This window comes from Luteimonas sp. 22616 (assembly GCF_052044325.1).
Lineage (GTDB): Bacteria > Pseudomonadota > Gammaproteobacteria > Xanthomonadales > Xanthomonadaceae > Luteimonas.
This window is the reverse complement of sequence record NZ_JBQEMW010000001.1, coordinates 1,431,895-1,457,120: the sequence shown is the minus strand read 5'-3', so window position 1 is coordinate 1,457,120 and position 25,226 is coordinate 1,431,895. Positions and strand designations below refer to the sequence as shown.

General features: G+C 68.3%; 20 protein-coding genes. 4 read left to right on the top strand and 16 right to left on the bottom strand.

Annotated features, from left to right (window positions below):
• Positions 1–78 precede the first annotated feature (78 nt).
• The 4 genes from ACTJIL_RS06750 to ACTJIL_RS06735 all read left to right on the top strand — a co-directional run bounded on the left by ACTJIL_RS06750 (position 79) and on the right by ACTJIL_RS06735 (position 5,484).
• Positions 79–1,617 carry an oligosaccharide flippase family protein gene (locus tag ACTJIL_RS06750; protein WP_440754777.1) on the top strand — a complete coding sequence of 513 codons (1,539 nt, stop codon included), beginning with the start codon at positions 79–81 and terminating at the stop codon, positions 1,615–1,617.
• 84 nt (positions 1,618–1,701) lie between these two features.
• On the top strand, positions 1,702–2,454 hold the full coding sequence (locus tag ACTJIL_RS06745) for a class I SAM-dependent methyltransferase (RefSeq protein ID WP_440754776.1): 753 nt from the start codon (positions 1,702–1,704) through the stop codon (positions 2,452–2,454).
• Positions 2,455–2,487: 33 nt separating this feature from the next.
• Positions 2,488–3,243: a YdcF family protein gene (locus ACTJIL_RS06740; protein WP_440754775.1), complete on the top strand. Its 756-nt coding sequence runs from the start codon at positions 2,488–2,490 to the stop codon at positions 3,241–3,243.
• A 156-nt stretch (positions 3,244–3,399) separates the two neighbouring features.
• Positions 3,400–5,484, top strand: a complete 2,085-nt coding sequence (locus tag ACTJIL_RS06735; RefSeq protein ID WP_440754774.1) for an acyltransferase family protein — start codon at positions 3,400–3,402, stop codon at positions 5,482–5,484.
• A gap of 93 nt (positions 5,485–5,577) precedes the next feature.
• On the opposite strand, the gene ACTJIL_RS06730 is transcribed toward ACTJIL_RS06735, so the two are convergent.
• The 16 genes from ACTJIL_RS06730 to ACTJIL_RS06655 all read right to left on the bottom strand — a co-directional run bounded on the left by ACTJIL_RS06730 (position 5,578) and on the right by ACTJIL_RS06655 (position 25,194).
• Positions 5,578–6,903, bottom strand: coding sequence for an O-antigen ligase family protein (locus tag ACTJIL_RS06730; protein ID WP_440754773.1), 1,326 nt, complete (start codon positions 6,901–6,903; stop codon positions 5,578–5,580).
• Between the two features lie 2 nt (positions 6,904–6,905).
• On the bottom strand, positions 6,906–8,765 hold the full coding sequence (gene asnB / locus ACTJIL_RS06725) for an asparagine synthase (glutamine-hydrolyzing) (RefSeq protein WP_440754772.1): 1,860 nt from the start codon (positions 8,763–8,765) through the stop codon (positions 6,906–6,908).
• A complete protein-coding gene (locus ACTJIL_RS06720) occupies positions 8,765–9,943 on the bottom strand; it encodes a glycosyltransferase family 4 protein (protein ID WP_440754771.1) in 1,179 nt (392 codons plus the stop codon). Before ACTJIL_RS06720 ends, asnB begins: the two co-directional genes overlap by 1 nt.
• Entirely contained in the window at positions 9,933–11,675 is a 1,743-nt protein-coding gene (locus ACTJIL_RS06715; protein ID WP_440754770.1) for an asparagine synthetase B family protein, read from the bottom strand. The genes ACTJIL_RS06720 and ACTJIL_RS06715 overlap by 11 nt, the downstream gene beginning before the upstream one ends.
• A 95-nt stretch (positions 11,676–11,770) precedes the next feature.
• A complete protein-coding gene (locus ACTJIL_RS06710) occupies positions 11,771–12,883 on the bottom strand; it encodes a glycosyltransferase (protein WP_440754769.1) in 1,113 nt (370 codons plus the stop codon).
• Positions 12,876–14,111 (bottom strand): glycosyltransferase, encoded by a 1,236-nt coding sequence (locus ACTJIL_RS06705; protein ID WP_440754768.1) that lies wholly within the window; start codon positions 14,109–14,111, stop codon positions 12,876–12,878. The genes ACTJIL_RS06710 and ACTJIL_RS06705 overlap by 8 nt, the downstream gene beginning before the upstream one ends.
• The gene (locus ACTJIL_RS06700) at positions 14,104–15,417 is read right to left on the bottom strand and encodes a glycosyltransferase family 4 protein (RefSeq protein ID WP_440754767.1); all 1,314 of its coding nucleotides are present in this window, start codon (positions 15,415–15,417) and stop codon (positions 14,104–14,106) included. The genes ACTJIL_RS06705 and ACTJIL_RS06700 overlap by 8 nt, the downstream gene beginning before the upstream one ends.
• Positions 15,414–16,565, bottom strand: a complete 1,152-nt coding sequence (locus tag ACTJIL_RS06695; RefSeq protein ID WP_440754766.1) for a glycosyltransferase family 2 protein — start codon at positions 16,563–16,565, stop codon at positions 15,414–15,416. Before ACTJIL_RS06695 ends, ACTJIL_RS06700 begins: the two co-directional genes overlap by 4 nt.
• A 2-nt stretch (positions 16,566–16,567) precedes the next feature.
• Positions 16,568–17,362, bottom strand: coding sequence for a polysaccharide deacetylase family protein (locus tag ACTJIL_RS06690; RefSeq protein ID WP_440754765.1), 795 nt, complete (start codon positions 17,360–17,362; stop codon positions 16,568–16,570).
• An 11-nt stretch (positions 17,363–17,373) separates the two neighbouring features.
• Positions 17,374–18,699, bottom strand: coding sequence for an outer membrane beta-barrel protein (locus ACTJIL_RS06685; RefSeq protein WP_440754764.1), 1,326 nt, complete (start codon positions 18,697–18,699; stop codon positions 17,374–17,376).
• A gap of 9 nt (positions 18,700–18,708) precedes the next feature.
• Complete coding sequence (locus tag ACTJIL_RS06680; protein WP_440754763.1) at positions 18,709–19,455, bottom strand: polysaccharide biosynthesis protein; 747 nt, start codon at positions 19,453–19,455, stop codon at positions 18,709–18,711.
• Positions 19,452–21,014, bottom strand: a complete 1,563-nt coding sequence (locus ACTJIL_RS06675) for an XrtA system polysaccharide chain length determinant (RefSeq protein ID WP_440754762.1) — start codon at positions 21,012–21,014, stop codon at positions 19,452–19,454. Before ACTJIL_RS06675 ends, ACTJIL_RS06680 begins: the two co-directional genes overlap by 4 nt.
• Before the next feature lie 2 nt (positions 21,015–21,016).
• The gene (locus tag ACTJIL_RS06670; protein ID WP_440754761.1) at positions 21,017–21,637 is read right to left on the bottom strand and encodes an XrtA/PEP-CTERM system exopolysaccharide export protein; all 621 of its coding nucleotides are present in this window, start codon (positions 21,635–21,637) and stop codon (positions 21,017–21,019) included.
• A gap of 132 nt (positions 21,638–21,769) precedes the next feature.
• Complete coding sequence (locus ACTJIL_RS06665) at positions 21,770–22,510, bottom strand: class I SAM-dependent methyltransferase (protein ID WP_440754760.1); 741 nt, start codon at positions 22,508–22,510, stop codon at positions 21,770–21,772.
• Between the two features lie 167 nt (positions 22,511–22,677).
• The gene (locus ACTJIL_RS06660; protein WP_440754759.1) at positions 22,678–23,685 is read right to left on the bottom strand and encodes an NAD-dependent epimerase; all 1,008 of its coding nucleotides are present in this window, start codon (positions 23,683–23,685) and stop codon (positions 22,678–22,680) included.
• A gap of 204 nt (positions 23,686–23,889) precedes the next feature.
• Positions 23,890–25,194 carry a nucleotide sugar dehydrogenase gene (locus ACTJIL_RS06655; protein ID WP_440754758.1) on the bottom strand — a complete coding sequence of 435 codons (1,305 nt, stop codon included), beginning with the start codon at positions 25,192–25,194 and terminating at the stop codon, positions 23,890–23,892.
• Positions 25,195–25,226: the final 32 nt, after the last annotated feature.

Here is a 25,226-nt window from a genome sequence, read left to right as displayed (position 1 = left end):
TCAACAAGGAATGCCGACGGTCCCGCAATCCCTTCGTTCCAGCCACTTGGCGCGTGTGCGACAGTTTCGCGCGGAGCCATGACCAGCGCGCCGGCAGTCACGCCTGGCCGCCCGCAGCAGCGTGCGGGTTCCCCGGTGCGCACGGTGGGCATCGGAACCCACTACCTGCGCTATTCGACCGCGAACGTGCTGGTGCTGCTCGCGGGCGCGGTGTCGTTCCCGGCGCTGACCCGCCTGCTCGACAACACCCAGTACGGCATCCTCGGCTATTACGAGACCTGGGTGATGATGGCGGTGGCGGTGGCCAAGCTCGGCGCCCAGCACGCGATCATCCGCTTCTATCCGCACGGCGGCGACCTCGGGCGTCTGGAGAAGTTCGCCACCAACCTGTTGCTGCTGCCGATGCTGGCGTCGCTGCTGCTGTGGTTGCTGGCAGTGGCGGTGCTCGGTTCCATCGCCTGGTTCGGCGGCGTGGAATTCTCGCCGGTGATGTGGTGCGCGGTGCTGGCGATCCCGCTGATGGTGTTCGCGAGCCTGGTGCAGATGGTGCTGCGCGCCGGCGAGATGTCCGGGCTGCTGACGGTGACGCGGGTGGCGGGGCGCTGGCTGGAACTGGTGTTGATGCTGGCCGCGGTGATCCTGATCGAGCGCAGCGCGCTGTCGGCCTATGGCGGCAGGATCCTCGCCGCCATCCTGGTGCTCGCGTTCTACGTGCGCTGGGTCCGCAAGACCCTGCAGTTCTCGCGCGAGGCGGTCGACTACGATCAGTTCCGCGAGGCGCTGCGCTACGGGTTCCCGCTGGTCGCCAACGAGATCGCCGCGATCGCGCTGATCTCGATCGACCGGGTGATGCTCAAGGGCATGCTCGGCGACTATGCGGCGGTGGGCATCTATACGATCGGCTACTCGCTGGCCATCCAGGTCAGCGTGTTCATGAGCGCATCGCTGTCGGAATCCTTCATCCCGGTCGCCAATCGCATGTACGAGACCGGCGGTGCGGAGCAGGTGAAAGCGCTCAAGCGGCGAATCCTGCTACCGATGACCTACGTCTCGCTCGGCATCGCCGTGGCCATCGCCAGCACCGGCAGCGAACTGTTGCGCGCGGTGAGCGGTTCGGACAAGGCGGCGTCCGGGCCGGTGTTCGCCTGGATCGGCACCCTGTACGCGCTTTACCCGCTCATCGACATCAGCGCCTACGGGCTGCTGCTGCACAAGCGCACCATGACCGTGCTGAAGCTCACGTTCGCCGCGGCGGTGATCAACATCGTGCTGAACCTGTTCTTCATCCCGGCGATCGGGATGATGGGGGCGGTCTACGCGACGGCGATCAGCTACGGGTTCCTGGCGCTGGGGGTCTGCCTGTGCTGCCCGAGGGACCTGCTGCAGTTGCCTGACCGGCGTGCACTGCTGACGGCGGGTTCGGCGGCCCTGCTGTTTTTCGTGGCGCTCAAGTCCAGTGGCCTGTTCGGGTTGCGTTCCGAATGGTTGCGCCTGCTCGCTTCCGGTGGACTGTGGCTGCTGGCGTACGTGGTGCCGGTGTTGTTGCTCGATGCGCGCCTGCGCAACCTCCTGTTGGGCTGGCGCCGGGCGAAGCGGGGGTTGGCCGGCACCGCCTGATCCGGGTGCCGCGGAACCTGCGCCTGACCGTTTTGCGGCACGGTTCGCGTGATTCATGGAAAGCCGCATGCAGCGGGGAACCGCATGAATAGCCAGCAGCCACTCGATGTCCGGGCCAAGATCGAGGCCGACTTCCATGACGCCCGGATCAACGACGAGGACGAGGACCGGCTCGGCTATGCCTATGTCTCGGTCGCGGACGTCTACGAGTTCGGTGCCGTGCCGGACGAGTGCCTGGACCGCACGGTGCTGGAGATTGGCTGCTTCCGCGGCGACCAGGCCTTGGCCTTGCGGGGATTCTGCGGACGCTACGTCGGGATCGACATCAGCCCGGCGGCCATCGAACATTGCAAGCAGCTCGGCTTGCCGGGCGGCTTTGAATTCAAGGTCGATGATGCGAACGTGCTCGACAGCATGGCTGACGGCAGCGTGGACTATGCGTTCGGGCACGGCGTACTGCACCACCTCGACCTGCCGCGCTTCGCGCCGGCGTTGGCGAGGAAGCTGTCGAATCGCGGGTTCGCGCGTTTCGTGGAGCCGGCACAGGGCAACATGCTGCTGCGCGCATTCCGGAAACTCACGCCGCACCTGCGGACGCCCGATGAATATCCGTTCGACCATGGGGCGATCGCGTTGCTGCGCCGCCACTTCGATGTGCGGATTTCCTACCAGGCCCTGGTGCGCCCTTATGCGCCGATGCTGTGCCTCAACAACAAGGCGGTCATCCGCGCATCGCGCTGGGTCGACGACCGGCTGCTGCGCCACCGCATCTTCCAGGACCAGGCCTGGCTGCTGCAGATCGAATTGCACAAGCAGCGGGCCGCGCGATCAGCGTGAACGGCACGACGGAGTGGCCAGGCTGAAGCGGCGATGTGGCTGATCCTGTCGCCCCTGACCTGGCTGCTGGTGGCCGTGCTGGCTGCCTGCCTTTCGCTGCGATGTGGGAAACGCAGACGCATGGCGCTCCGGGCCTGCGCGGTCGTCGCCATCGTGGCGGTCGCGGCGATGACGCCGCTGGTGGCCAACATCCTGCTTGGCCGCCTCGAGAACACCACCGTGGGCGCGCACGATTGCCGGTCCCGGATGCCGACGACGGCCGTGGTGCTGGCCGGCGGGTTGTCGGGCAGGGCATCGGGCCCGGACGATCTCGCGGTGCTCGGCCTCGCCAGTCGGCGTCGCCTCGATCGCGCGGTGGCCTGGTGGCATGGGGGCCGCGGACGCCAGCTGGTCATGTCGGGTGGAAGCTGGTTCGGCGACGGCATTGCGGATGCCGGCCTGATGCTGGGCTACGCGCGGCGACTCGGGGTTCCGGAGTCCGCGATCCGGGTCGAGGACGGGTCATTGACCACGTGGGCCAGCGCGCAGGAGCTCGCGGCGATGCGTCCTGCGCTGCCGAAGCGGATTGCACTGGTGACCTCGGCGGCGCACATGAAACGCGCGGTGTACGCAATGCGCGTGGCAGGCTTCGATGTCTGCGCGGTGGTGGCGGACAGGCGCCAGGTGCCGTTGGACTTCCCGGGCTTGATCGTGCCGCAACGCAGCGCGTTGGAGAAAACGGAGAATGCGCTGCACGAGATGGTGGGGATGGTGTATTACCGCTGGCGGGCCATGCTCGACGGTGCCTGAGCCGTCGAGCGGCAATCAAGGCACGGCCGGCTGCGCATCGCATCACATCGTTGGCCTTGCGCGCCGAGAGGCGGCTGCGTTCTGTCCGGATTGATCAGGAAGGCCCGTTGTCATGGTCGGGCGTATCGTGCGTCCAGGGCGTTCAAACACAGGATCATGTCGAACATCCCGCTGACCACGCCCGATCCGAATGCACTCGACCGGGAATCCGCGGCGAGCCTGCGGATACAGCACGGACATGTGTCCGACAGCGCCGCCGAGCACCTCCACGCGCACCCGGTCCAGCCCCGCACGCACGGCTACGGACACCTGGCGTACCGGGCCGACATCGACGGGATGCGCGCCGTCGCCGTGCTTGCGGTGCTGGGCTTCCACGGATTCCCGCAGTGGGTGCACGGCGGCTTCGTGGGCGTCGACATCTTCTTCGTGATCTCGGGTTTCCTGATCAGCGGGATCATCTTCTCGTCGATGGCGAAATCCGGCAGCTTCAACTACATCGAGTTCTACTCGCGGCGCATCCGCAGGATCTTTCCTGCGCTGTTCCTGGTACTGGCGACGACCTATGCCATCGGCTGGTTCACGCTGCTTTCCGACGAATTCCGCAGCCTCGGCAAGCACACGTTCGCCGGGGCGTTCTTCATATCCAACATCCTGAACTGGTCGGAGGCCGGCTACTTCGACGCAAGCAGCGAGACCAAGCCACTGTTGCACCTGTGGTCGCTGGGTGTCGAGGAACAGTTCTACATCGTGTGGCCGATCATCCTGATCGCGTTCGCAAGGGTCCGTCGCGCAAGGCTGTCGCTGCCGATCTGGGGCATCATCCTTGCTTCGTTCCTGTACGCGTCGTGGTTCTCGAGGAAGGATTTCGACGCCAGTTTCTACCTCCCCTTCGCCAGGTTCTGGGAACTGATGCTGGGGTGCCTGCTCGCGTACCGCGCCTCCAGGGCAGGCCCGCCGGCGCGCGACCGGCCGGGGCTCGCCAACGTGCTGGCGGTGTTTGGGCTTGGCTTGATCGCCGGTTCGATCGTCTGGCTCACGCGCGCCGATGCTGTGGCCATGCCGGGGACGTGGGCTGCGTTTCCGACGTTCGGTGCCTGTGCGTTGATCCTTGCGGGGCCGGACACGTGGGTCAACCGGACACTCCTGTCCAACCGGCTGTTCGTATGGTTCGGCCTGATCAGCTACCCGCTCTACCTGTGGCACTGGTCGCTGCTGGTCTATTCCGATTTCCTGAGCGGCGGCCACGCCGGTCCCGGACTGCGGATGGCGGTGCTGGCATTGAGCGTACTACTGGCCTGGCTGACCTACCGGTTCGTCGAGAACCCGATGCGCAAGCACCGCAACATCCGCATCAAGGTGGCTGCGCTCTGCACCCTGGTGTTCGCCGTCGGCATCGCCGGGCTCGCGGCGTACCTCAACAACGGCTTCGAGGAACGGCGGGGCGCGATTTCGCGGGGCATTTCCGACGACCTGATCCTGCCCCTGGCGACGCGCAAATCCGATGGTTCCTGCGAGCGGCTGCTCCGCCTCGGCGTCGACCCGGGCGTTGTATGCATCAGCAATTCCAGCATGCCACGCGTGCTGGTGGTCGGGGACAGCCACGCGATGTCGTTCGCGTCCGCGGCGCTGGTGGAGAAGCAGGACCTGGACCTTGCGCTGATCGCGGTGCATGGCTGCCTGACGTACGCCAGGCATGCGAACGAAAGCTGCAACCAGGTCGGCGAGGAGGCCTTGCAGGCGCTTGCCAAACTGCCATCCGTGGATACGGTGGCGATCGCGTATGCATTCGGCTACAGCGATACCGACCCACACTATGCCGATGCGATCGGGAAGCTGGTCGATCGCCTGCGGCCGGCCGGGAAGAGGATCGTGATCGTCCTGGATGCGCCGAAGCTCGAGGACGACGTGCACAACTGCATCCATCGCAGCCTGGAAATCGGCAGCCACGACGGCAGCCCCTGCATGCCGTCCCGCCGGGATGCCGAGCAGCGGCAGGCGGCCTATCGGACCGCGATGGCGCGCTTCGGAACGGAGCGGGATGCATCGGTCTCGGTCTTCGACAGCTTTGAAAGCTTGTGCGATTCGAGCCGCTGCCAGGGCATGGACGATTCGCACATCTTCTATTTCGACAGCAACCACCTGAGCATCAGTGGCAGCGCCAAGGTCCTGGACGACTTCGCCCGGCGCTACTATCCACCGCCGGGCACGGCCGCGGCGGACGGTGATTCGCAACGGCTCTGATCCGGCGTTGCGCAGGCCCCCGCGAGCGCGACGTGGGAGATGCCGCACATGCTTCTTCCGAAGACACGGGTGCGCGGACTGCGCCTGCCTTCATCAGTCACGCGGCGCGCTGCGGCCTGGCGCGATGCGCGCGGCAAGCGGGAAGCGGCGCGAGATCGCCAGGTAAGGATCTTCCACCGGCTGCACGCTGGCGCTGGCAACGGGCCGCTGGCACTGCGCCGCATAGCGCTCCATCAGTCCGCACAGGATCCAGAAGTTCGCCATTACCGAGCCCTCCGTGAACGGGCTCCCGTACAGGTTGCCGAGTGCCATCGCGATGATCGTCACCGTGAAGCCGATCCCGAGCGCCTTGCCCTCCGCAGACAGGTCGCCGATGGTTCGGCGCACCTTGCCCGCCAGTCGCAGCATCCGCCACAGCAGCCATAGCAGCACGGCGAGTCCGATCGGTCCGAGTTCGGACATCACCAGGACATAGTAGTTGTGCGCGTCGAAGTTGGCGTGGTTCGAATAGTTGCCGATGAACTTCGAGAAACGCCGCAGCCCGACGCCCATCGGATGGTCGTGCCACATCTCGACGGCACCGGCCCAGATCTCGAAGCGGCTGGCGGTGCTCACGTCGAGTTCCTCGGTGCCGGCCGCGGTAGTCTGTTCGGTTTCCACCACGCGCTGGGTGACGCTCTCCGGCAGCAGGCTGACCGCCGGGAGCGCCAGCAGCGCGATCATCACTGCAAGCACCAGGTTGCGACGAAGCAGCAGCAACGACAGGCCGAACAGCGCGATCGCATAGGACTGCCGCGAGTACGTGGCCATGATGGCCAGGGTGAGGATCGCGCAGCCCGCCACGGCCGCGATCCGCCACAGCTTCTGGCCGCGGAAGAACAGGGCCATGGCGATGAACATCGGCATGAACATGGCGTAGAACACACCTGCGCGGTTGGCATTGGCGTAGTTGTCGCCAAACGGCCCGGATGCGCGCCGCGTTTCGACGTAGCGCCCGAAACCGTAGTCGAGTCCTTCGCGGATGGCCTCGAGGCCGGCGACGGCGGCCACGATCATGATCAGGATGATCAGCCATCGTGTCTGGCGCAGGTCCAGTCCGCTCTTGCGATAGATGAAGTACATCAGCGGATACAGGGAGAAATCCTTCAGCTTGGTGATGTCCTCGGACATGTCGGCGGGCATGATGAACTGGGCCATGACGAAGCCGACGACCAGCATCACCAGGTAGGCCAGCAGTGCCGGCGTGAGCTCGCCCCAGCCCTGCATCCGGTTCCCGGGCGACTTCAGCACCACCGCGATCACCGCGAACAGGAACACCAGGTTGGTGACATTGAGCCCGGGGATGCCGGTCTCGAACGACAGGTGCAGCGCATTCGGGATGAACACGATCGGGATGGCGAGGATCAGCAGCCGCAGCATGGTCAGCCCCCGGTTCCGTGGTCCAGGAAGCGGCGTGCCCACAGTTCCAGGCTCAGGATCAGCCACAGCGCCTCGCTGCAGTCGTCCGCGCCGGAAAGGTGCTGCTGCAGGCAGTGCTGCGCGGCGCGCTGGTCGATCAGGCCGCGTTCGCGGAACGCCCGGCTGCCGATCACGTCGCTGGCCAGTTCCCGTAGCGGGCCGCGGAACCACTGCGCCAGCGGCAGGCCGAAGCCTTGCTTGGGTTTGGCCAGTACCTCCGGCGGCAGCCAGCGCTCGGCGGTGCGGCGCAGCAGGTGCTTGCCACGGCCGCCCTGCACGCGCATGTGCGCCGGCAGGCGGGTGGCGAAGTCGACCACGCGGTGGTCGAGGAACGGCGCGCGGCTTTCCAGCGAGTTGGCCATGGTCATGCGATCGACCTTGACCAGGATGTCGTCGGACAGGTAGCTGGCGAAATCGATGGCGACGATGCGGTCGAGCGGATCGTTTGGCAGGTCGTCGGCGTAGGCGGCGGCCAGGGTGTCGTAGTGGCTGCCATCCTCGCCGAGCAAGGCCCGCGCGCGCTCGGCGCGGGTCAGCGCGACCACGCTCAGGTAATTGTCGGGGAAGGGCAGGCGCAGGCTTTCCGCAATGCGCAGCAGCCTGCGACGATTGCCGCCGGCGAGCGCGTGGCCGGCGCCGGACGCCACCGCGGCGGCCAGTGGCTTGAGCGCGCCGAGCCGGTGCAGCTTGAGGTAGCGCATGTAGCGACTGTAGCCGGCGAACGCCTCGTCGCCGGCGTCGCCGCTGAGCGCCATCTTCACGTGCTCGCGCGCGAGCTTGGCAACGAGGTAGGTGGGCACCGCCGAGGCATCGGCGAACGGCTCGTCCAGGTGCCAGACCAGGGTCTGCAGCAGGTCGACAGCGTCAGGCTCGACCATCAGCTCGTGGTGCTCGGTGCCCAGGTGGCGAGCGACGCGGCGCGCGTCGTCGAGTTCGTTGAAGGCCGCCTCGCGGAAGCCGATCGAGAAGGTCTTGACCGGCTGCGACATGTGCCGCGCCATCAGCGCCACCACCACCGACGAATCGAGCCCGCCGCTGAGGAACGCGCCGAACGGCACGTCGGACACCAGCCGGCTCGACACCGCCTGGTCGAGCAGGTGCGCGAGTTCCTCGCACGCATCGGCTTCGCTCAGCGTGGTCTTGGGCTCGAACGACAGCGCGTAGTACCGGTGCAGGCTGGTCCGGCCGTCGATGTGGCGCAGGTAGTGTCCCGGGGCGAGCTTGGTGACGTCGGCGAGGATGCTGCGCGGCGAGGGCACGTAGCCGAACGCGACGTAGCCGCGCAGGGCGTCGCGGTTGAGCGAGGCGTCGAAGCCCGGTACCTGCAGCAGCGACTTGAGCTCGCTGGCGAACAGCAGCCGGTCGCCCTGCTGCGCCACGTACAGGGGCTTCTCGCCGAAGCGGTCGCGCGCGAGCAGCAGCAGTTCGCGCCGCGCGTCCCACAGCGCGATGGCGAACATGCCGTGCAGGCGCCGGAAGCAGTCCTCGCCCCAGGCCCGGTAGGCCTGGACGATGACTTCGGCTTCCGAATGGGTACGGAACGCGTGCCCGAGGTCCACCAGTTCCGCGCGCAGTTCGCGGTAGTTGTAGATCTCGCCGTTGAACACCAGTTGCACGCCGCCGTCGGCGCTGGCCATCGGCTGGTGGCCTGACTCGAGGTCGATGATCGACAGCCGGCGCATGCCGAGCAGCGCGCGTGCGTCGCAGAACAGGCCCTCGTCGTCGGGGCCGCGATGGTGGATCACCGAGTTCATCGCCCGCCCGACCTCCAGGCTGGGCGGCTGTGCGCCGGGTGCCACCACGTAACCTGCGATGCCGCACATCAGCATGCCTCCATGCGCTTGAGCCCGACGACGGTGTCGGGAGAATACGCCGTCAGCAACTGGTCGATGACGCGGTCGCAGGCGGCATGGCGTTCGACTTCGGCACGCGCGTTGCGACCCATGACCGCGAGCTCGGCGTCGTCAGCGGCGTCCATGGCTCGGAGTGCCTTGACCATGCCGGACACGTCGCCCGGTTCGTGCAGCCAACCGGTGCGTCCGGGTTTGACCAGGTCCTCGCTGCCGCTGACGCGCGAGGCCAGCACCGGCATCGCGCTGGCCATGAATTCGAGCAGGGTGTTGGACAGGCCCTCCATCAGCGACGGCAGTACGCCGACATCGGCCTGTGCGAGCACGGCGGAGATATCGTCGCGGTGGCCGAGGAACTCGACGTTGCCGGCGCATCCGAGTTTCTCCACCAGCCGTTGCAGCGGTTTCATCTCGCGACCGGTGCCGACCAGCCACAGGCGCCGGTCGCTGCGGCCGCCGCAGGCTTGGCTCCAGGCGCGAACCAGGTTGCGCAGGTCCTTTTCCGGCGCCAGGCGGCCAACGAAGACGAGTGTCCGCGGCGTGCCGGCGGGGCGCGCGGCGTCACGCGCGGGAAAGCGTTTGAGGTCGATCGCGTTCGGGATCGCATGCACGCGCTCGGGCGCCACGCCCAGGCCCGCGAGCGCGGCGGAAATGCGGGTGCTCACCGATTGCCAGGCATCGACGCGCCGCCACAGCGGGCGCACGAGGCGGGCCAGCAGCCCGCCGTCCGGGCGCATCAGGCCGCGGCCCAGTTCCCACCAGCCCGACACCTTCACCACGCTGCGCAGGCCCACCGTCGGCGCGACCGCGCAGCACACCAGCGCCAGGTGATGGGCGATGTGCACGTGCACCGCGTCGTAGCGGCGGCCGTGGCCGCGCAGGAACAGCGCCATGCGCGCCAGCATGACCAGTCCGCCGAGCACGCGGATGCGCGGGTACGCCAGGCGCCCGACGGCCAGGCCGAAATGGCGGCTTGCGGTGGCCTGCGGCCCCAGCGCCAGGCGCGGCGTGAGCACGGTGACGCGGTGGCCGCGTTTGCGCAGCGCTTCGCCGAGCGTGCGTAGCTGGATCTCCGAGCCGCCGCCGCGCGCGACCGGGAATTCGCTTTCCAGCACCATCAGGATGCGCAGCCGGCGCGCTTCAACGGTCAAGGTAGTGCTCCATCCAGAGTTCGAGCGCCAGCAGGCGCCAGATCTCGCCCGACCAGTCCCAGCTGCCGGCGTCGTGTTCGCGCAGCAGCTTCTCGACCTGCGCCGGCTGCAGCCAGCCGCGGCTGCGCGCGCGTTCGCCCAGCAGGGTGTCGCGGGTCAGTTCGCGGAATGTCGCGTCGTGCGTCAGCCACACCGCCACCGGCAGTCCGAAACCCTGTTTGCGCTTTTCGAGGATCGCCCGCGGCAGCACGTCGGCCATGGCGCGCTTGAACAGCACCCGCTTGCGCGAACCGTGGACCTTCCAGCGCGCGGCCAGGCGGCCGGTGAATTCCACCAGGTCCACGTCCAGGTACGGGTAGCGCACGCTGACGCCTGCCGCGCGGCTGGCGCCATGCACCTTGACCAGGTCGCACTGGGCGATGGCGAAATCCAGGTCCAGGCACATGAGCCGGTGCAGTTCGCTGCGCGCGCGGCAATCGGTGTAGCTCTCGCGCAGGAAGTCGAGCGAGGCGTCGCGCGGCACGCGCGCGGCGAAGGCCGGGGTGAGCAGCGCGTCGTAGTATTCCGAGGCGAAGGATTCGTCGGTGTAGAAGCGGTCCGGGTTGGGCAGCGCGCCGCGCTCGGTGAAGTTGGCCACCCGCTGCAGCAGCAGCGACCGGCCGTGGCCGGCGACGCGGCCCATGGCCTGGCCAACGGCGCGCAGCGGCCGCGGCAGTGCGTGGAAGCTGCCCAGCCAGTGGTCCTTGGCGTAGCGCTCGTTGCCACCGAAGATCTCGTCGCCGCCATCGCCGGCGAGGAGCATCGTCACGCCACTGTCGGCGGCCAGGTGCGCGCAGGAATAGCTGGGGATGGTCGAGGCGTTGCCGAACGGCTGGTCGCACAGGTCGATCAGCGTCGGCAGCAGCGCCAGCGTGTCGTCGCGGCCGACCTCGCGCGCATGCGATTGCGCGCCGCAGGCCTGCGCGGCCATGCGCGCGAAATCCAGTTCGTCGTAGCCGGCCTCGGCGAAGCCGATCGAGAAGCCGTGCACGGTCCGCTGTGGGTCCTGCCGGGCGAGGATCGAGGTGATGCTGGAGCTGTCGGTGCCGCCGGACAGGAAGCAGCCCCAGCCCGCGTCGCCCTCGGGGCGATAGCGCTGCACGGTGGCGACGATCCGTTCGCGCAGCTGTTCGGCGAGGCTGTCCTCGTCGCCGTCCAGGTCTTCGGCATACGGCGGGCGCCAGTAGCGGTGGATGTCCAGGCGTCCGTCGGCGAATGCCAGGCGGCTGGCCGGCTGCAGCCGGCGGACCTCGCCGACGATGGTATGCGGCGCGGGGATGAAGCCGAAGTTGAGCAGGTGGTAGACCGCCAGCGGGTCGGCCTCGCGCCGCACCCAGGGGCAATCGAGCAGGTGGCGCAGGTCGGTGGCCAGCAGCAGCGAGCCGCCGCGCGCGAGGTAGTACAACGGCAGCGTGGCGAACTGGTCAACGGCGACGTCCACCGACGACACGACGGGGTCCAGGCGCAGGCTGACGAAGCGGCCGCGCCAGCCGGAGGGATCGGGATTGCGCGGGTCGCCGGCGACGAGGTCGGCGAGCAGGCAGTGCAGCCCGCCGTCTTCCTGGGTCACCCGCACCGCGCCGGAGCTGGCCAGCACCGCGTGCCCGGTGCGCTGCACGCGCTCGAACAGGGTGCCCTTGCCGGCGACGTAGTCCGCGGCCTCGCCGAGTCCGAACAGGAAATCGCCGACCACGCTCGGCTGCGTGCCTGCCGCCTGGCCCGCGGGGATTGGCGCGTCAGATCGAAGCGGGGCGGGGCGGGTGGCTTCGGAACGAGGGTTCGCCAGGTTCATAGCGGCTCCATGCATTGGCGGTAGACGGCGAGTGTTTCGCGCGCGAGCACGGCGGGCGAGTAGCGATCGATCACGCGCGCACGGGCCGCGCTGCCGAGACGGTCGCGCCAGGCGGGATCGCCCGCGAACCGGTCCAGCGCGGCGGCGAGGGCGGCGGCGTCGCCGCAATCGAACAGCATGCCGCTGGTGCCGTCCTCGACCAGTTCGGCGTTGCCGCCCACGCGCGTGGCCAGCACCGGCCGGCCGGCGGACATCGCCTCGAGCACTACGTTCGACAGGCCCTCGTCGCGCGACGGCAGTACCAGGAAATCCGCCGCCTGCATCAACTCGCGCGCGTCGCGACGTTCGCCGAGGAACCGCACGTCGCACGCCAGGCCCAACTCGCCGACGCGCGCCTGCAGCGCTTCGCGCAACGGGCCGCTGCCGGCCAGCGCGGTGCGCGGGCGCCGCGCCGGCGGCAGCGCGGCCAGCGCGGCGAGCAGCAGCTCGACGTTCTTCTGGTAGGCGAGGCGCCCGACGAACAGCGCCACGGCACGATCGTCGCTGGCCCCCATTTCCGCGCGCAACGCCCGGCGCTCCCCCGGCGCAAGCGGCGCGGGCACGTCGATGCCGTTGGCGATCACGTGCACCGGCTGCGCGGGACCGAGCAGGGCGCGGATGCGCTCGGCGGCGCGCGCGGAGTTGGAGATCACCGCGCGCGCGCTGCCGCAGACCAGGCGTTTGATCCGCCACTGCAGCGGCGTCAGCCCGTGGCCCATGTCGCGCATCGAGGCCACCATCACCGCGCCGGGGGCGAGCAACAGCGCCAGTCGCACCCACAGCTCCGCGGTGAACGAGAAGCAGTGCACCACGTCGAAGCGGCCGTTGCGCAGGAAGCGCGCCAGGCGCAGCAGGAAGGCCGGGTCGACGCGGCCGCGCTTGTCGATGCGGTGCACGGCGATCCCGGCGTGCTCGATGTCGTCGACCAGAAACGAGGGTCGGCGGAAGTAGGCGAGCTCGACGTGGCATTGCTCGCGGGGCAGCGCGCACAGCAGGCTGGCGATCTGGCGCTGGCTGCCGCCAACCTCCATCTCGTCGCTGACCACCAGCACGCGCAGCGGCTCAGCCATGGGCGACGTCCGTCATGTGGGTGAACAGGCGCCCGGCCTCGCTGCGGACGTCGAACTCGCGTTCCACCTTCTTGCGCCCCGCCTCGGCGCAGCGTTCGCGCAGGCCGGGATCGGCGAGCATCTGCGCGATCGCATCAGCCAGGGCGAGCGGGTCGCGCGACTCCACCAGTCGCCCGCTGACGCCGTCGTCGATCAGTTCCGGGATCCCGGATACGCGAGTGCTGATCACCGGCAGCCCGGACGCCATCGCCTCGGTAAGCACGTTGGGGATGCCATCGGCGTTGCCCTCCTTCGTCACTACGCAAGGCATCACCATCAGCGTCGCCTCGGCCATCGCGTCGCGCACGCGGGTGTTGGGCTGGGCGCCTGCGAAGCGCACACGATCGTGCAGGCCCAGCGCGTCTCGCTGGGCTTCCAGCCGCTGCAGTTCCTCGCCCTCGCCGATGATGGTGCTGTCGAAGGCGATGCCGCGCCGCTGCAGTTCGGCCAGTGCGGGCAGCAGCACGTCGAAGCCCTTGATCGGGTCGAGCCGGCCCACCGACAGCAGCTGGTGCGGCATGCGCGCGTCGCGGCGGTAGGCGATCTCGGGCAGGTCCAGGGCCGAATGCACGACCTGGATCGGGATCGCCCCGGGCGCGTCCATCCAGCGCGCCATGTGGCGCACGTTGTTGCGGGTGATCGTCACCGCCAGCGCGGTCTGCCGAAGCTTGGCCGCCATCATGTGGTCCTCGACGAAGATGTCGTGCGCCCGGCTGGTGAACGAGAAGGGCTTTCCACTCAGGCGCGAGAGGAACCAGGCCACGGTCGCCGGGTAGGTCGCCCACGGCGCGTGGATGATCTGCGGGTCGAACTCGCGGATCCAGCGCCACTGCCCGGCCGCGCGGCACAGTGCGCCGAGGCTGCGCACCAGGTTGCCGGGCTGGCGCCACATGCGCGCGCACAGCGTGGCCACGAAGCCGCCGACCTTGAGCGGGTGGCGCGCGGCCAGCGCCAACATTTCCAGGACCGAGCGCAGCGCGCCGTGCGGGTAGCGGGTGCGGTCGAGCAGCTCGGCGGCGCGATTCTGCACGATGCGCTCGCTGTGCGGTTTCAGCGACAGGATGCCGATATCGGCGCCGTGTCCGACCAGGGCGTGCATCTCGCGCACGATGAAGGTTTCCGACCAGCACGGGAACAGGGAGACCACGTACAGCACGCGCAGCGGGCGGGTGGCAGGGGTGTCATTCATGGGCGTGTCCGATCCGGGGTTGCGGTCGTGCATTCGGGGTGGCGGCGACGGCCGTGCCACGCCGGGCAGGCAGGGCGTCGCCGGCCACTGCGTCTTGCATGAGGCGGCGCAGGCGCGCGGCTTCCTTGCGTGAATCGAAATCGCGCTCGATGCGTTCCCGAGCGCGGATCGAGAGCCGTTGGCGCAGCGCGCCATCGTGCAACAGGCACTGCAGCGCCCGGGCAAGTCCCGCCGGATCGCGGGGCTCGACCAGCAGCCCGTCGACCCGGTCCTCGATCAGCTCCGGAATGCCGGAAACGCGCGTGCCGACCGCGGCGCAGCCGCTGGCCATCGCTTCCATCAGCGCGACGGGAATGCCGTCGCGGTCGCCGTCGTCGCCGATCCGCGAGGGCATCGCGAACACGGTGGCCGTGCGCATCCATGCCCGGACCTCGTCCTGCGACCGGGCGCCGGTGAACTCGACCAGGCCCGCGATGCCATGGAACCGGGCGCGCTCGCGCAGCGCCGCATCGAGCGGCCCCGAACCGACCAGCCGGCAGTGGAACGCAACGCCGCCGGCGTGCAGCGCCGCAAGCGCGTCGATCAGGGTCTCGAAGCCCTTGATCGGATCGAGCCGGCCGACGGCAAGGATAGTGTGTGGGTCGCGTCCCTCGCCGTGCCACGGGAAGGCGTCCAGGTCGACGCCGCAGTGGACGAGCTTGAGCCGCTTGTCGGCGCACGGGGTGACGTTCGTGGTCAGCCAGCCGACGTTGTGGTGGGAAATGGTGACGGCGAGCGAGGCTTCTTCGATCTTGCGCGCCAGCATCTGGCGCTCGACGAAGATGTCGTGCGCGTGGCAGGTAAAGCCGAACGGCCGGCGGAGCATGCGGCCCAGCGCCCATGCCACCGTGGACGGATAGGTGGCCCAGTGGGCATGGATGAAGTCCGGGTCGAAGTCGCGCATCCAGCCGACGTGCTCCATCCCGCGCAGCAGGGCAGCGACGGACTTGGCCGCGGTGCGCGGCGTGCGCCAGCCGTCGGCGACGACGTTGGCGAGCGCGTGCAGCAGGATCCAGGGATGGCGGACCATCGCCCGCACCCGGCGGCCCGCTGCGGCCAACCCTCTCCCCGGATGGCGCACGCGTTCCAGCAGCGCGGCCGCGTCGCGGTGCACCAGTTGTTCGGTCGCAGGTTTCAGCGACAGCACGCGCACGTCGACGCCGGATTCGATCAATGCGCTGATCTCGCGCACGATGAACGTCTCCGACCAGCACGGGAACAGCGAGACCACGTAGACCACGCGTCGCGGGGGCGGGGAAGTGGTCATTGGCGGGCCGCCTCCAGTCGCGTGGTCTGCCACAGGTGCGCCTGCGGATTGCGAAGGTAGTCGACCAGCGCCAGTGCGGCGCTGAGGTTGAGGCTCAGGAATGCGCCGCACAACCGCGCAGGAAGCCAGGCTGTGGCCAGCGAAGGGCGCAGGCGCGCGGACAGCGCCAGCAGGTACGCCGCCACCTGCAGGGCGAGGCTGGCCAGGTAGAACATGTCGCCGCCGCGTGTCAGCCACAGGTTGCTGGCCAGCAGCGCCAGCAGGCACCAGGGTGCTGCCAGGCGCAGCCACTTGTGTCCCCACAGGCGCAGCGCCAGCGGGTGCGCGCCGGGCAGGGCGAGCTGCGGCCAGCGATGCAGCAGCTGGTAGTTGCCGGCGAGCGTGCGCCGCTTGCGGGTTTCTTCCGAAGCGCTGTCGCTGGCGCCACGGTCGTGCGCCAGCGCTTGTGGCACGAACACGACCCGGTGCCCGCCGGCGGCGATCGCCAGCGGGATCCACATGTCGTCGAGAATGATCCCGGCTGGCGGCGGTACAAGCAGTTCGCGCCGCGCGGCATACAGGGCGCCCGTGGCGCCAACGATCGAGCCGCTGGCGCTTTCCAGTCGTCGCAGCAGCTTCTCGTAGCGCCAGTAGGCGTCGATGCCACGGCCGTAGCCGTTGTCCGCCTCGAGCACCAGTTCGCCGCTGGCGGCGCCGACAGCGGGGTCGGCGAGCGTCATGGCCAGCATCCGCGCGGCGTCGGTGTCGATCCGCTGGCGTACGTCGGTGAACAGGATCAGTTCCGCATCCAGTTGCGGGACGAGTTCGGCGATGCACGCGGACTTCCCGCGACGCTGGCCGAATGCGAACACCCGGATCCGCGGCGAACCGATCGCCCGCGCGATGGCCTCGGTGGCATCGGAACAACCATCGCAAGCGAGGTTGATGCGCAGGCGTTCGGCGGGATAGTCGAGTTCCAGCAGGTTGCGCAGCTTGGCCTCGACCAGCGCGGCGGCATCGTGCACGACCAGGACCACGTCGATCGTGGCCAGGCTGTCCCCCGGCACCACCGGACGCGCGTGCCAGCGCGCCCGCAGCGCCATCAGCAGCGGGTAGCCGGCGTACGCGAACGCGACCAGTGCAGCCGCCAGCCAGAACACGGTCGCCACGGTCAGCTCCTGCGCCCGGCGAGCGCGAGCATCCGGGCACGTTCGTAGCGCGAATCGCCGAGGATGCCCTTGGCCAGCGACAACGAGCCATAGCGCAACTGTTCGCGCAGGATCGAGGTGTGCTTGCCGTGGATCCATGCGTGGAAGCGATGCGCATCGATTGCGGTCGTGATCGCCAGCCGCGGCAGCACGGTCGTGCCGCGGGATGCCGGCAGGCGCCCCGGGCGCGATGAAAGCACGCGCCCGTAGCCGCACTGGCGTGCGATTCCCACCAGTCCGGCGGGCATGCGCCCGCCTGGAGGCGCCAGCAGGGTCACTGCACTGCCGATGCCGTCCTCGATCGTGATCCGCGCCGCGTGCAGCCGTTCGCGCAATGCGTCGCGGCCCAGGCTGGTCAGGTAGACGTGGTCGTAACCGTGCGACTGAATCGACATGCCGGCCGAGCCCATCTCGCGCAGTTGCGCCCAGCTGGCGAAGCCGGGCTTGCCGACATGGCCCGGGTTGACGAAGAAGTCGGCGCGCATCCCGTGTTCGACCAGCGCGGGAAAGGCCAGCTCGTAGTTGCTTATGTGGCCGTCGTCGAAGGTGAGCAGCACGGGCCGCTGTTCGCCATCATGCAGCCAGCCGCGCGCCGAACAGGCACCTCCGGCCTCAGCCACCTGTTGCAACTGCCCGCGGAAGCGCGTCTCGTCGAGCGTGTAGTGCGGGTCCTGTCCCGGCGGCACCTGGCCACGCGAGAGCGCGTGGTACATCAGGGCAATGGCGCGCCGTGGTGGCGTGGATGAAGTCGGTTGCATCGCCAGTGCCCCTACCGGCGGTAGCTGACGCTGATCGTCGCCACGTTTTCGCGATAGTCCTGGCCCGGCACGTCGCTCTCGCGTTCGCGGCGCTGCCAGCCGACCGAGCCGCTGAGGTGGCGGCTGAATTCATAGGTCAGCCCGATGCGCGCCAGGGTGTCCCGGTCGTTGCGCGACCCGTCGGCGAACTCGCGGTCTTCACGCATCGCCGATGCGGTCAGGCTGAGGCGCGGACGCAGCTGGTACTCGGCGTTGAAGTAGCCGCCGCGGGTCTCCCAGCCGACCAGCGCCGTGTCGTTGTAATCGGTTCGCTCCAGGTAGGGGCGGACCTGGAAGTTCCAGCGATCCCCCGTGTACCGGTAGCCGACTTCGTAGCGGCGCTGGCGATACACGGCCGGTCCGACCAGGCCGGTCGGCGCGGCCACGTCCTCGATCACCAGGGTGTCGAGCCGGCTGCTGTTGGCGACCAGGTCCGACGCCGTGTCCGCGAACTGATAGCTGGCCGTCGCGCTGAGCATGCTGCGCGGTGCAAGTTGCCAGTCGAGTTGGGCCCGGGCCAGGGGCGAGGATTCGGTGCCGGCGACGTTGTCCTGTTCGAGCCGGGTGTAGCCGACCGCGACATCCATGTTCAGGCGCGTGGATTCGTGCCGATAGGCGACGTAGGCGTCGTAGCGGTCGTAGTCGGCCGATGGCGTATCGAGATCGAAGCGGACGCTGCTCGCCTCGACGTTTGCCGAAAGCCAGCGACTGGTGCCGAGGTCCCGGAACAGGCGCCCGGCGACCAGGTAGCGGTTGCCGTTGAACTCGCGCGTTTCCTCGGCATAGGTATCGCTGTAGCGCAGGTCGAGCTGGGCCCGTGTCGCGGTACCGAACCGCGCGAACAGGCTGGGCCCGGCGGTAAAGACGTTGATCTGCTGCTGATTCCCGGGGCTGTAACCGGCGGTGAAGTCGACCGGCTGGCGGCCCAGGTAATCCTCGACAACCAGGTTCAGGCGCTGCGGAAGCAGCATCCAGTTGAATTGCCCGGCGAACTCGCCGCGTGCCTCGTCACCGTAGGTGTTGTCGCGATAATCCAGATACTGCAGGCTGCCGCGCGCCTTGAAACTGGTGCTGGAGCCGGACTGCGTGGCTTCGAAGCTGATCTCCGGCGAGAGCACGGTTTCGCTGTCCGGGTCGGTTTCGCTGAGATTGATGTTGTCGCTGTGCAGAAGCGATGCGCCGAGCACGTAATCCACCCGCAACGATTCGGCCGGGCAGGGCAGGGCCGCCAGCAGCGCCAACGGCAACAGGCCGGTCCGCATGTGGCGCAACGCGTGGAAACGGGGCTGGCTGCTCACGGATTGACCTCACACGCCTTCGTTGAAGACCACGCCCGCGAACTTGGCGGGATCGAAGCTGGAAGCCGCCTGGGCGATCGTGGCGGGCGTGTCGCATCCGTATCCGGCAACCAGCACCACCACGTCGGCCAGGTCGGCGAGGATGCGTGCATCCGGGTTTCCCCGGACCGGCGGGCCGTCCAGCACCATGTAGTGGCCGCCCTGGCGCCCGCGCAGCGAGTCCAGCAGTACGCGCATGCGCAGCGACGAGAAGTACTCGGCACCGGTTTCGCGCGCGGCGCCGGTCGGCAGCAACGACAATCGGCCGACGCCAGTGGGGTAGATCACGTCGGCGATATCGGTTTCGTCGTCGTCGAGGTAGTCGATCAGGCCGCCATTGGCCGGGTCGATCCGCATCGTCTTGTGCTGGGAGGGATGGCGCAGGTCGCAGTCGACCAGCAGCGCGCTCTTGGTGGCATCGAACGCGAACGCCGCAGCCAGGTTGCGGGCCACGAAGCTGCCGCCGCTGCCGGCGCTGACCGGCGCGACCAGGGTGATGAAGTTGCCTTCCGCCACGGCCAGCAGACGCGTGCGCAGTTCACGGAACGCATCGACTTCCGGTTGCATCCGGTCGGTGCGGTAGATCGTGGCGCGATCCTGCAGCTGGGTATTGGTCAGCGTTCCCGGTTCTGCGAGCGGCGTGATCGAGCGCCCGGCCATCCGCCGGCGCTCTGCGATCTCGTCATGGAGCTGGGCGGGGGCAGTCGAATCGGTCATTGGACGTGCAGCCATTTGAGGGCCCAGACGGCGCCATATGCGACCGGGACGCTCACGAACAGCATCGCGGCCAGGCTCAGCCTGCGCAGGTTGCGGGCGCGCGTGGCGCGCGTCGGGAATCTCGGGATGACGCCGAGCACGGGCAGGCCTGCGAGCGTTTCGATCTGTCGCGGCGCACGCACGCGCGGATCGAGTTTGATCACGCCGAGCAGCAGGAACAGCGGGATCAGCGCAGCCAGCAGCAGGCCGCCGACGGCGACGTACAGCAGCCGCAGGCCGGCGGGCCGCAACGGCAACGCCGCCGGTTCCTGGATACGGAAGCTCAGGCCGCGGCGTTCGGCGTCCAGGTTCATGGACACGCGTGCGTTCTCGCGGCGCTTGAGCAGGTCCTGGTAGAGATCGCGGTTGACCTCGTAATCACGCGTCAGTTCGGCGAGCGCGCTTTCCGACGACGCGATCCGGACGCTGCGCGCGAGTTCGTCGTTCAACATGCCCTGCGCGGTGGCGATGCGCGATCCGGTTGCCGCGGTGCGCCGCTGCGCTGTCGCCAGCTTGCTGCGCAATTCGGTGTATAGCGGATTGAACTCGCTCGCGGAATTGATCGATCCCCCCTGGGCCGAACGCGTCTGCTGCCGCTGTGTTTCGTCCTTCAGTTCCTCCTCCAGGTCGCGGATCTGGTGCTGCACGCGCACCACGTCCGGATGCTGCTGGGTGAAGGAAAGCAGCAACCTGTCGCGCTCGGCCTGCAGTTCCATCAGTCGCGCGCGGAACTCGCTGGCGCGGGTCTGGACCGCGCTGATCTCCGACTCGCCGGACAGCTGCGACTGCAGAGCCGACTCCTCGGAGCGCTGGTCGATCAGCTCAAGCTTGGCGGATTCGATCTGGCGGCGCAGTTCCCCGATGCGGGCGTTGACGTCTGCATCGACGCCGGCCCGCGCGTCGGGATTGGCGCTGCGGTACTGCTCCAGCTTTGCCTCGGCGTCGGTCAGCTTGCCGTGGTACTGATTCACCTGGTCGTCGATGAACTCGTAGGCCTGCCGGCTCTCGCGCTCCTTGGTCGCCAGGCTCTCGTCGATCACCAGGTTGGCCAAGTTGCGGGTGACCTCGAATGCGCGCTCGGGCGAGGGGTCGGTATAGGTGATCTGGATCAGGTTGGAGCGCGGGTTGGTGATCTGGGTGCGGGCAACGATCTTCTCGATCAGCTTGTCCTGCTCCACCGGCGTTGGCTTGTCGTTCATCCAGCCGCCGACTTCGAGGATCTTGTGCATGACCTTCTTGCTGAACGCCACTTCGCGGGTGATGCCAGCGCGGTCGCTGACGCCCGTCGGCACCGCGCGGCCTTCCATCAGCGGCGCGATGATGTTGCTTTCCTGGACCAGGATCGTGGTCGAGGAGGCGTACTTGCGGGGCAGCATGATGCCGATGGCCAGCGCGAGCAGGGCGATGCCGGCGAAGGTCGCCGCGAGCATGACCGGCCGCCGCCGCATCTCCTCGCGCAGCAAAGGGAACTGTGCAATCAGCGGCGAGGCGTGGTGCGACGCCGGCTCCATGGCGTTCATGGTCACAGGATGCGTTCCGGCACGGTGATGACGTCGCCGGGTGCGACCGGGAAGTTGGTGGACAGGTCGCCGCTGCCGAGGATCCGGTCCAGCCGCACCGGGTAGCGTTGCGTGGATCCGCCATCGTTCTTGCGATACAGGTCGGTGCGGTCGGGAGCGGCGAACTCGCTGGTACCGCCGGCGGCCAGGACCGCGTCGAGCACGGTCATGCCCTGGCGATAGGGGATCGAAATCGGCTGCTTGACCGCGCCGGTGACCCGGATCCGCGACAGGTATTCGTGGCTGCGCAGGTCGGTCAGGATCACCGCGACCTGCGGGTCGCGCACGTATGCACCCAGCTTTTCCTGGATGTCCGCAGAGACTTCCGACGGCGTGCGGCCACCGGCATCGATGTCGCCGACCAGCGGCACGGTGATCTTGCCGTCCGGGCGTACCGGCACGGTGATGCCGAGCTCGGGGTTGCGCCACACCGACACCTGGACGATGTCATCCACGCCGATGTGGTAGTCGTCGGTCGTGGTGGTCGCGTGGGCTGGCGGGATGTCTGCCGCGCCGCCACCGGACGTGGCGCATCCGGCGAGGAAGATCGACAGCAGGATGGGGAGTACGGAGTGGATTCGCATTGGATTTCGATCCTGGTGCTGTGCGTCTATCAACGTGTGAAACCGCTCGATCCGGCCATTCGACGCATACAGTGAAGTGATCGCGATGAAGTGATCGAGGTGATGTGGTCGGGCAACGTGATCGGCGCAGTCTCAGGGAGACGCGGTCTGTCCCGATGCGAGCGGCCTTCCCCAGAAGTTCCCGCAGCGCACGTTGCCCACGTGCAGGAACGTCTTCCACGCCAGTGGCACGGGCCATGGGCTGTCCTCGTCGTAGTCGACCGACCCGATGCCTGCGTCGCGCAGGATCTGCTGCCAGCGCGACTTCGACTGGAAGCACACGCCAAGCCGCGCGGTATTGGCGCCAAGCCGGCGGATGATCGGTGCGATCGCCTTGGCCGAGGTGAGGTTGAAGATGATGTGGCTGGGTGCGTTGTCGACGAGCAGGCCGTTGTACATGTTCTCGAAGATCGAGATATGGCCGTTGGGCGTCAGCAGCGCCGCGGCCTTGCGCAGGGTCTGGTCGACATGCCGCACCGACTTTCCGTAGCCGTCACCGACCAGGTGGTGCAGGACCCAGTTGAAGAACACCAGGTCGTACTTGCCCCCCAGTTGTTCGAGGTTCTCGGCGGATTCTTCGATCAGCGTCTTGCGCGGGCTGGGCTTGTTCCGGTCGAGCAGCAGCCGGGAGTTGTCGAGCACGGCGCCTTCGGCGGCCGGATAGGCAGCCAGCAGCCGGTCGGCGAACACGCCGTTGCCGCCGCCGATGTCGAGGAAGGTGAAGCGGCCGTCGGGATGGGTGCGGTCGATGTGGCCGGTGAGGATGGTCCAGAGCGCCTCGGTGACGTACTCGGTGTCGAACGTCGCCAGCTGTTCGTCCGAAAGCTGTTTCATCGCCATCGGCGGTTCCCCATGTGCCTGCACTGTCACCAGCAACAACGGGCGAAGCTGCCGGCTCCGGCCAGTGCCGCGGTAGGGGAGCGTTGCAGCGTGTTCGCGAGCCCGCTTGCGGAGCGGGGCGCATGGGTGTGGAATCGGTGCGCCTGGACGGCGGAGCGGGCTCAGGCGCCGTAGAAGCCCCGGTACCACTCCACGAAGCGCGCGACGCCGGTTTCGATCGGCGTCGACGGCGAGTAGCCGGTATCACGCTGCAGGGCGGCGACATCGGCGTAGGTGTCCGGAACATCGCCGGGCTGCAGCGGCAGCAGCCGCTTCTCCGCCTTGCGGCCGAGGCAGTCCTCGAGCACCTCGATGTAGCGCAGCAGTTCCACCGGCTGGTTGTTGCCGATGTTGTAGACGCGATAGGGCGCGCTGGACGTGGCGGGTGAGGGCGCCAGCGGGTCGTACGCCGGGTCGGGGCCGGGCACGTGGACGAGGGTGCGGATCACGCCCTCGACGATGTCGTCGACATAGGTGAAGTCGCGGGTGTGGTGGCCGTGGTTGAACACGTCGATCGGCTCGCCGGCGAGGATCTTGCGGGTAAACAGGAACAGCGCCATATCTGGCCGCCCCCAGGGGCCATAGACGGTGAAGAAGCGCAGGCCGGTGGTCGGCAGGTTGAACAGGTGGCTGTAGGTGTGCGCCATCAGCTCGTTGGCCTTCTTGGTGGCCGCGTACATGCTCACCGGGTGGTCAACGCTGTCCTCGACCGCGAACGGCAGCTTGCGGTTGTTGCCGTAGACCGAGCTCGACGACGCATAGACCAGGTGTTCGACGCCGTTGTGGCGGCAGGCTTCGAGGATGTTCATGAAGCCGACGATGTTGCTTTCGACGTAGGCGTGCGGGTTCTCCAGCGAGTAGCGCACGCCGGCCTGGGCGGCGAGGTTGACCACCCGCTGCGGCTTGAAGTCGGCGAAGGCCGCGTCGAGCGCGGCGCGGTCTTCCAGCGATGCGCGCAGGAACGAGAAGCCGGGTAGCGGCGTCAGCCGCGCCAGCCGGGCGTCCTTCAGCCGCGGGTCGTAGTAGTCGTTGAGGTTGTCGTAGCCCAGCACCTCGTCGCCACGCGCGAGAAGGCGCTCGCTGAGTTTCGAGCCGATGAAGCCGGCGGCGCCGGTGACGAGGATGCGCATGGTGGTGTCTTGGGTCGATGCGGTGAGGGTAAAAGGGTAACCGGTAACAGGTGATCGGCAGCCGAAGCCGGTGTCCCCTGCAGGAGCGGCTTCAGCCGCGAGCCTTTCGGGAGCCCGATGACAGGCGGGCGTTGAAGCGTCTTCCCGGAGCTTGCATCCGCGCTCAGAAGCTCGCGGCTGAAGCCGCTCCTACAGGCGCCCGGCTCACAGGCAGCCGTCGACCTCGGCGCGCGGCAACGCGCGCTTGACGTCGAACAGCACCGCGCCGGGCTTCGCGAACGCGCGCACGCCGTCGGCGCCGAGCGCGACGAAGCGGTCGTGCGCCACCGCCAGCACCACCGCGTCGTAGCGGCCGGGCTCCGGTTTTTCGATCAGCGACAGTCCGTATTCGGTTTCGGCGTGCGCGGGTGCGACCCAGGGGTCGTGCACGTCGACCTCGGCGTTGTAGCTCTTCAGCTCGCGGATGATGTCCACCACGCGGGTGTTGCGCAGATCCGGGCAGTTCTCCTTGAACGCCAGCCCCAGCACCAGCACCCTGGCGCCCGCGGTCTGGAAGCCGCGCTGCTGCATCAGTTTGACCACCCGCTCGGAGACATGGCTGCCCATGGAGTCGTTGATCCGGCGCCCGGCCAGGATCACGTCCGGGTGGTAGCCGATCTGCTGGGCCTTGTGGGTCAGGTAGTAGGGGTCCACGCCGATGCAATGGCCGCCGACCAGGCCCGGCCGGAACGGCAGGAAGTTCCACTTCGTCCCCGCCGCTTCGAGTACTTCGTGGGTATCGATGCCGAGGCGGTGGAAGATCAGCGACAGCTCGTTGATCAGGGCGATGTTGACGTCGCGCTGGGTGTTCTCGATGACCTTGGCGGCTTCGGCGACGCGGATGCTGGATGTCCTGTGGGTGCCGGCGGTGATGATGCTGGCGTACAGCGCATCGATGAAGTCGGCCGCTTCCGGCGTCGAGCCCGAGGTGACCTTGAGGATCGTTTCCAGGCGGTGCTCGCGGTCGCCGGGATTGATCCGCTCGGGGCTGTAGCCGGCGAAGAAGTCCTGGTTGAACGTCAGCCCCGACTCGGCCTCGATGATCGGCACGCACACTTCCTCGGTGGCGCCGGGGTAGACGGTCGACTCGTAGATCGCCACGCCGCCGCGGCCGATCGCCCGGCCCACGGTGCGGCTTGCCGATTCCAGCGGGCGCAGGTCCGGCCGCTTGTAGTCGTCGATCGGCGTCGGCACGGTGACGATGAACACGTTGCAGCCGGCCAGCGCCTGCGGGTCGCTGCTGAACTCGAGCTTGTCCGCTGCCCGCAGTTCGTCGCCGGACATCTCCAGCGTGTGGTCGTGGTGCTGGCGCAGTTCGGCGATGCGGCCATCATCGATGTCGAAGCCGAGCGTGCGGTAGCGGCGGCCGAAGGTCGCTGCCAGCGGCAGCCCCACGTAGCCCAGTCCGATCACGGCGATCCGGATGTCGTCTTGTGCAGGCAGCGCCGCGGTCATGTCGGGTGAAGTCATCGAAGGGCCCGGTGGGTCGATCCGGACAGTCT

Coding starts and splice junctions, on each gene's coding strand:
- ACTJIL_RS06680 (WP_440754763.1), bottom strand. CDS start 19,455: ATGACCGATTCGACTGCCCCCGCCCAGCTCCATGACGAGATCGCAGAG.
- ACTJIL_RS06690 (WP_440754765.1), bottom strand. CDS start 17,362: ATGCAACCGACTTCATCCACGCCACCACGGCGCGCCATTGCCCTGATG.
- ACTJIL_RS06740 (WP_440754775.1), top strand. CDS start 2,488: ATGTGGCTGATCCTGTCGCCCCTGACCTGGCTGCTGGTGGCCGTGCTG.
- ACTJIL_RS06660 (WP_440754759.1), bottom strand. CDS start 23,685: ATGCGCATCCTCGTCACCGGCGCCGCCGGCTTCATCGGCTCGAAACTC.
- ACTJIL_RS06750 (WP_440754777.1), top strand. CDS start 79: ATGACCAGCGCGCCGGCAGTCACGCCTGGCCGCCCGCAGCAGCGTGCG.
- ACTJIL_RS06730 (WP_440754773.1), bottom strand. CDS start 6,903: ATGCTGCGGCTGCTGATCCTCGCCATCCCGATCGTGTTCATCCCGAAT.
- ACTJIL_RS06745 (WP_440754776.1), top strand. CDS start 1,702: ATGAATAGCCAGCAGCCACTCGATGTCCGGGCCAAGATCGAGGCCGAC.
- ACTJIL_RS06665 (WP_440754760.1), bottom strand. CDS start 22,510: ATGAAACAGCTTTCGGACGAACAGCTGGCGACGTTCGACACCGAGTAC.
- ACTJIL_RS06735 (WP_440754774.1), top strand. CDS start 3,400: ATGTCGAACATCCCGCTGACCACGCCCGATCCGAATGCACTCGACCGG.
- ACTJIL_RS06675 (WP_440754762.1), bottom strand. CDS start 21,014: ATGAACGCCATGGAGCCGGCGTCGCACCACGCCTCGCCGCTGATTGCA.
- ACTJIL_RS06705 (WP_440754768.1), bottom strand. CDS start 14,111: ATGAATGACACCCCTGCCACCCGCCCGCTGCGCGTGCTGTACGTGGTC.
- asnB (WP_440754772.1), bottom strand. CDS start 8,765: ATGTGCGGCATCGCAGGTTACGTGGTGGCACCCGGCGCACAGCCGCCC.
- ACTJIL_RS06670 (WP_440754761.1), bottom strand. CDS start 21,637: ATGCGAATCCACTCCGTACTCCCCATCCTGCTGTCGATCTTCCTCGCC.
- ACTJIL_RS06700 (WP_440754767.1), bottom strand. CDS start 15,417: ATGACCACTTCCCCGCCCCCGCGACGCGTGGTCTACGTGGTCTCGCTG.
- ACTJIL_RS06710 (WP_440754769.1), bottom strand. CDS start 12,883: ATGGCTGAGCCGCTGCGCGTGCTGGTGGTCAGCGACGAGATGGAGGTT.
- ACTJIL_RS06655 (WP_440754758.1), bottom strand. CDS start 25,194: ATGACTTCACCCGACATGACCGCGGCGCTGCCTGCACAAGACGACATC.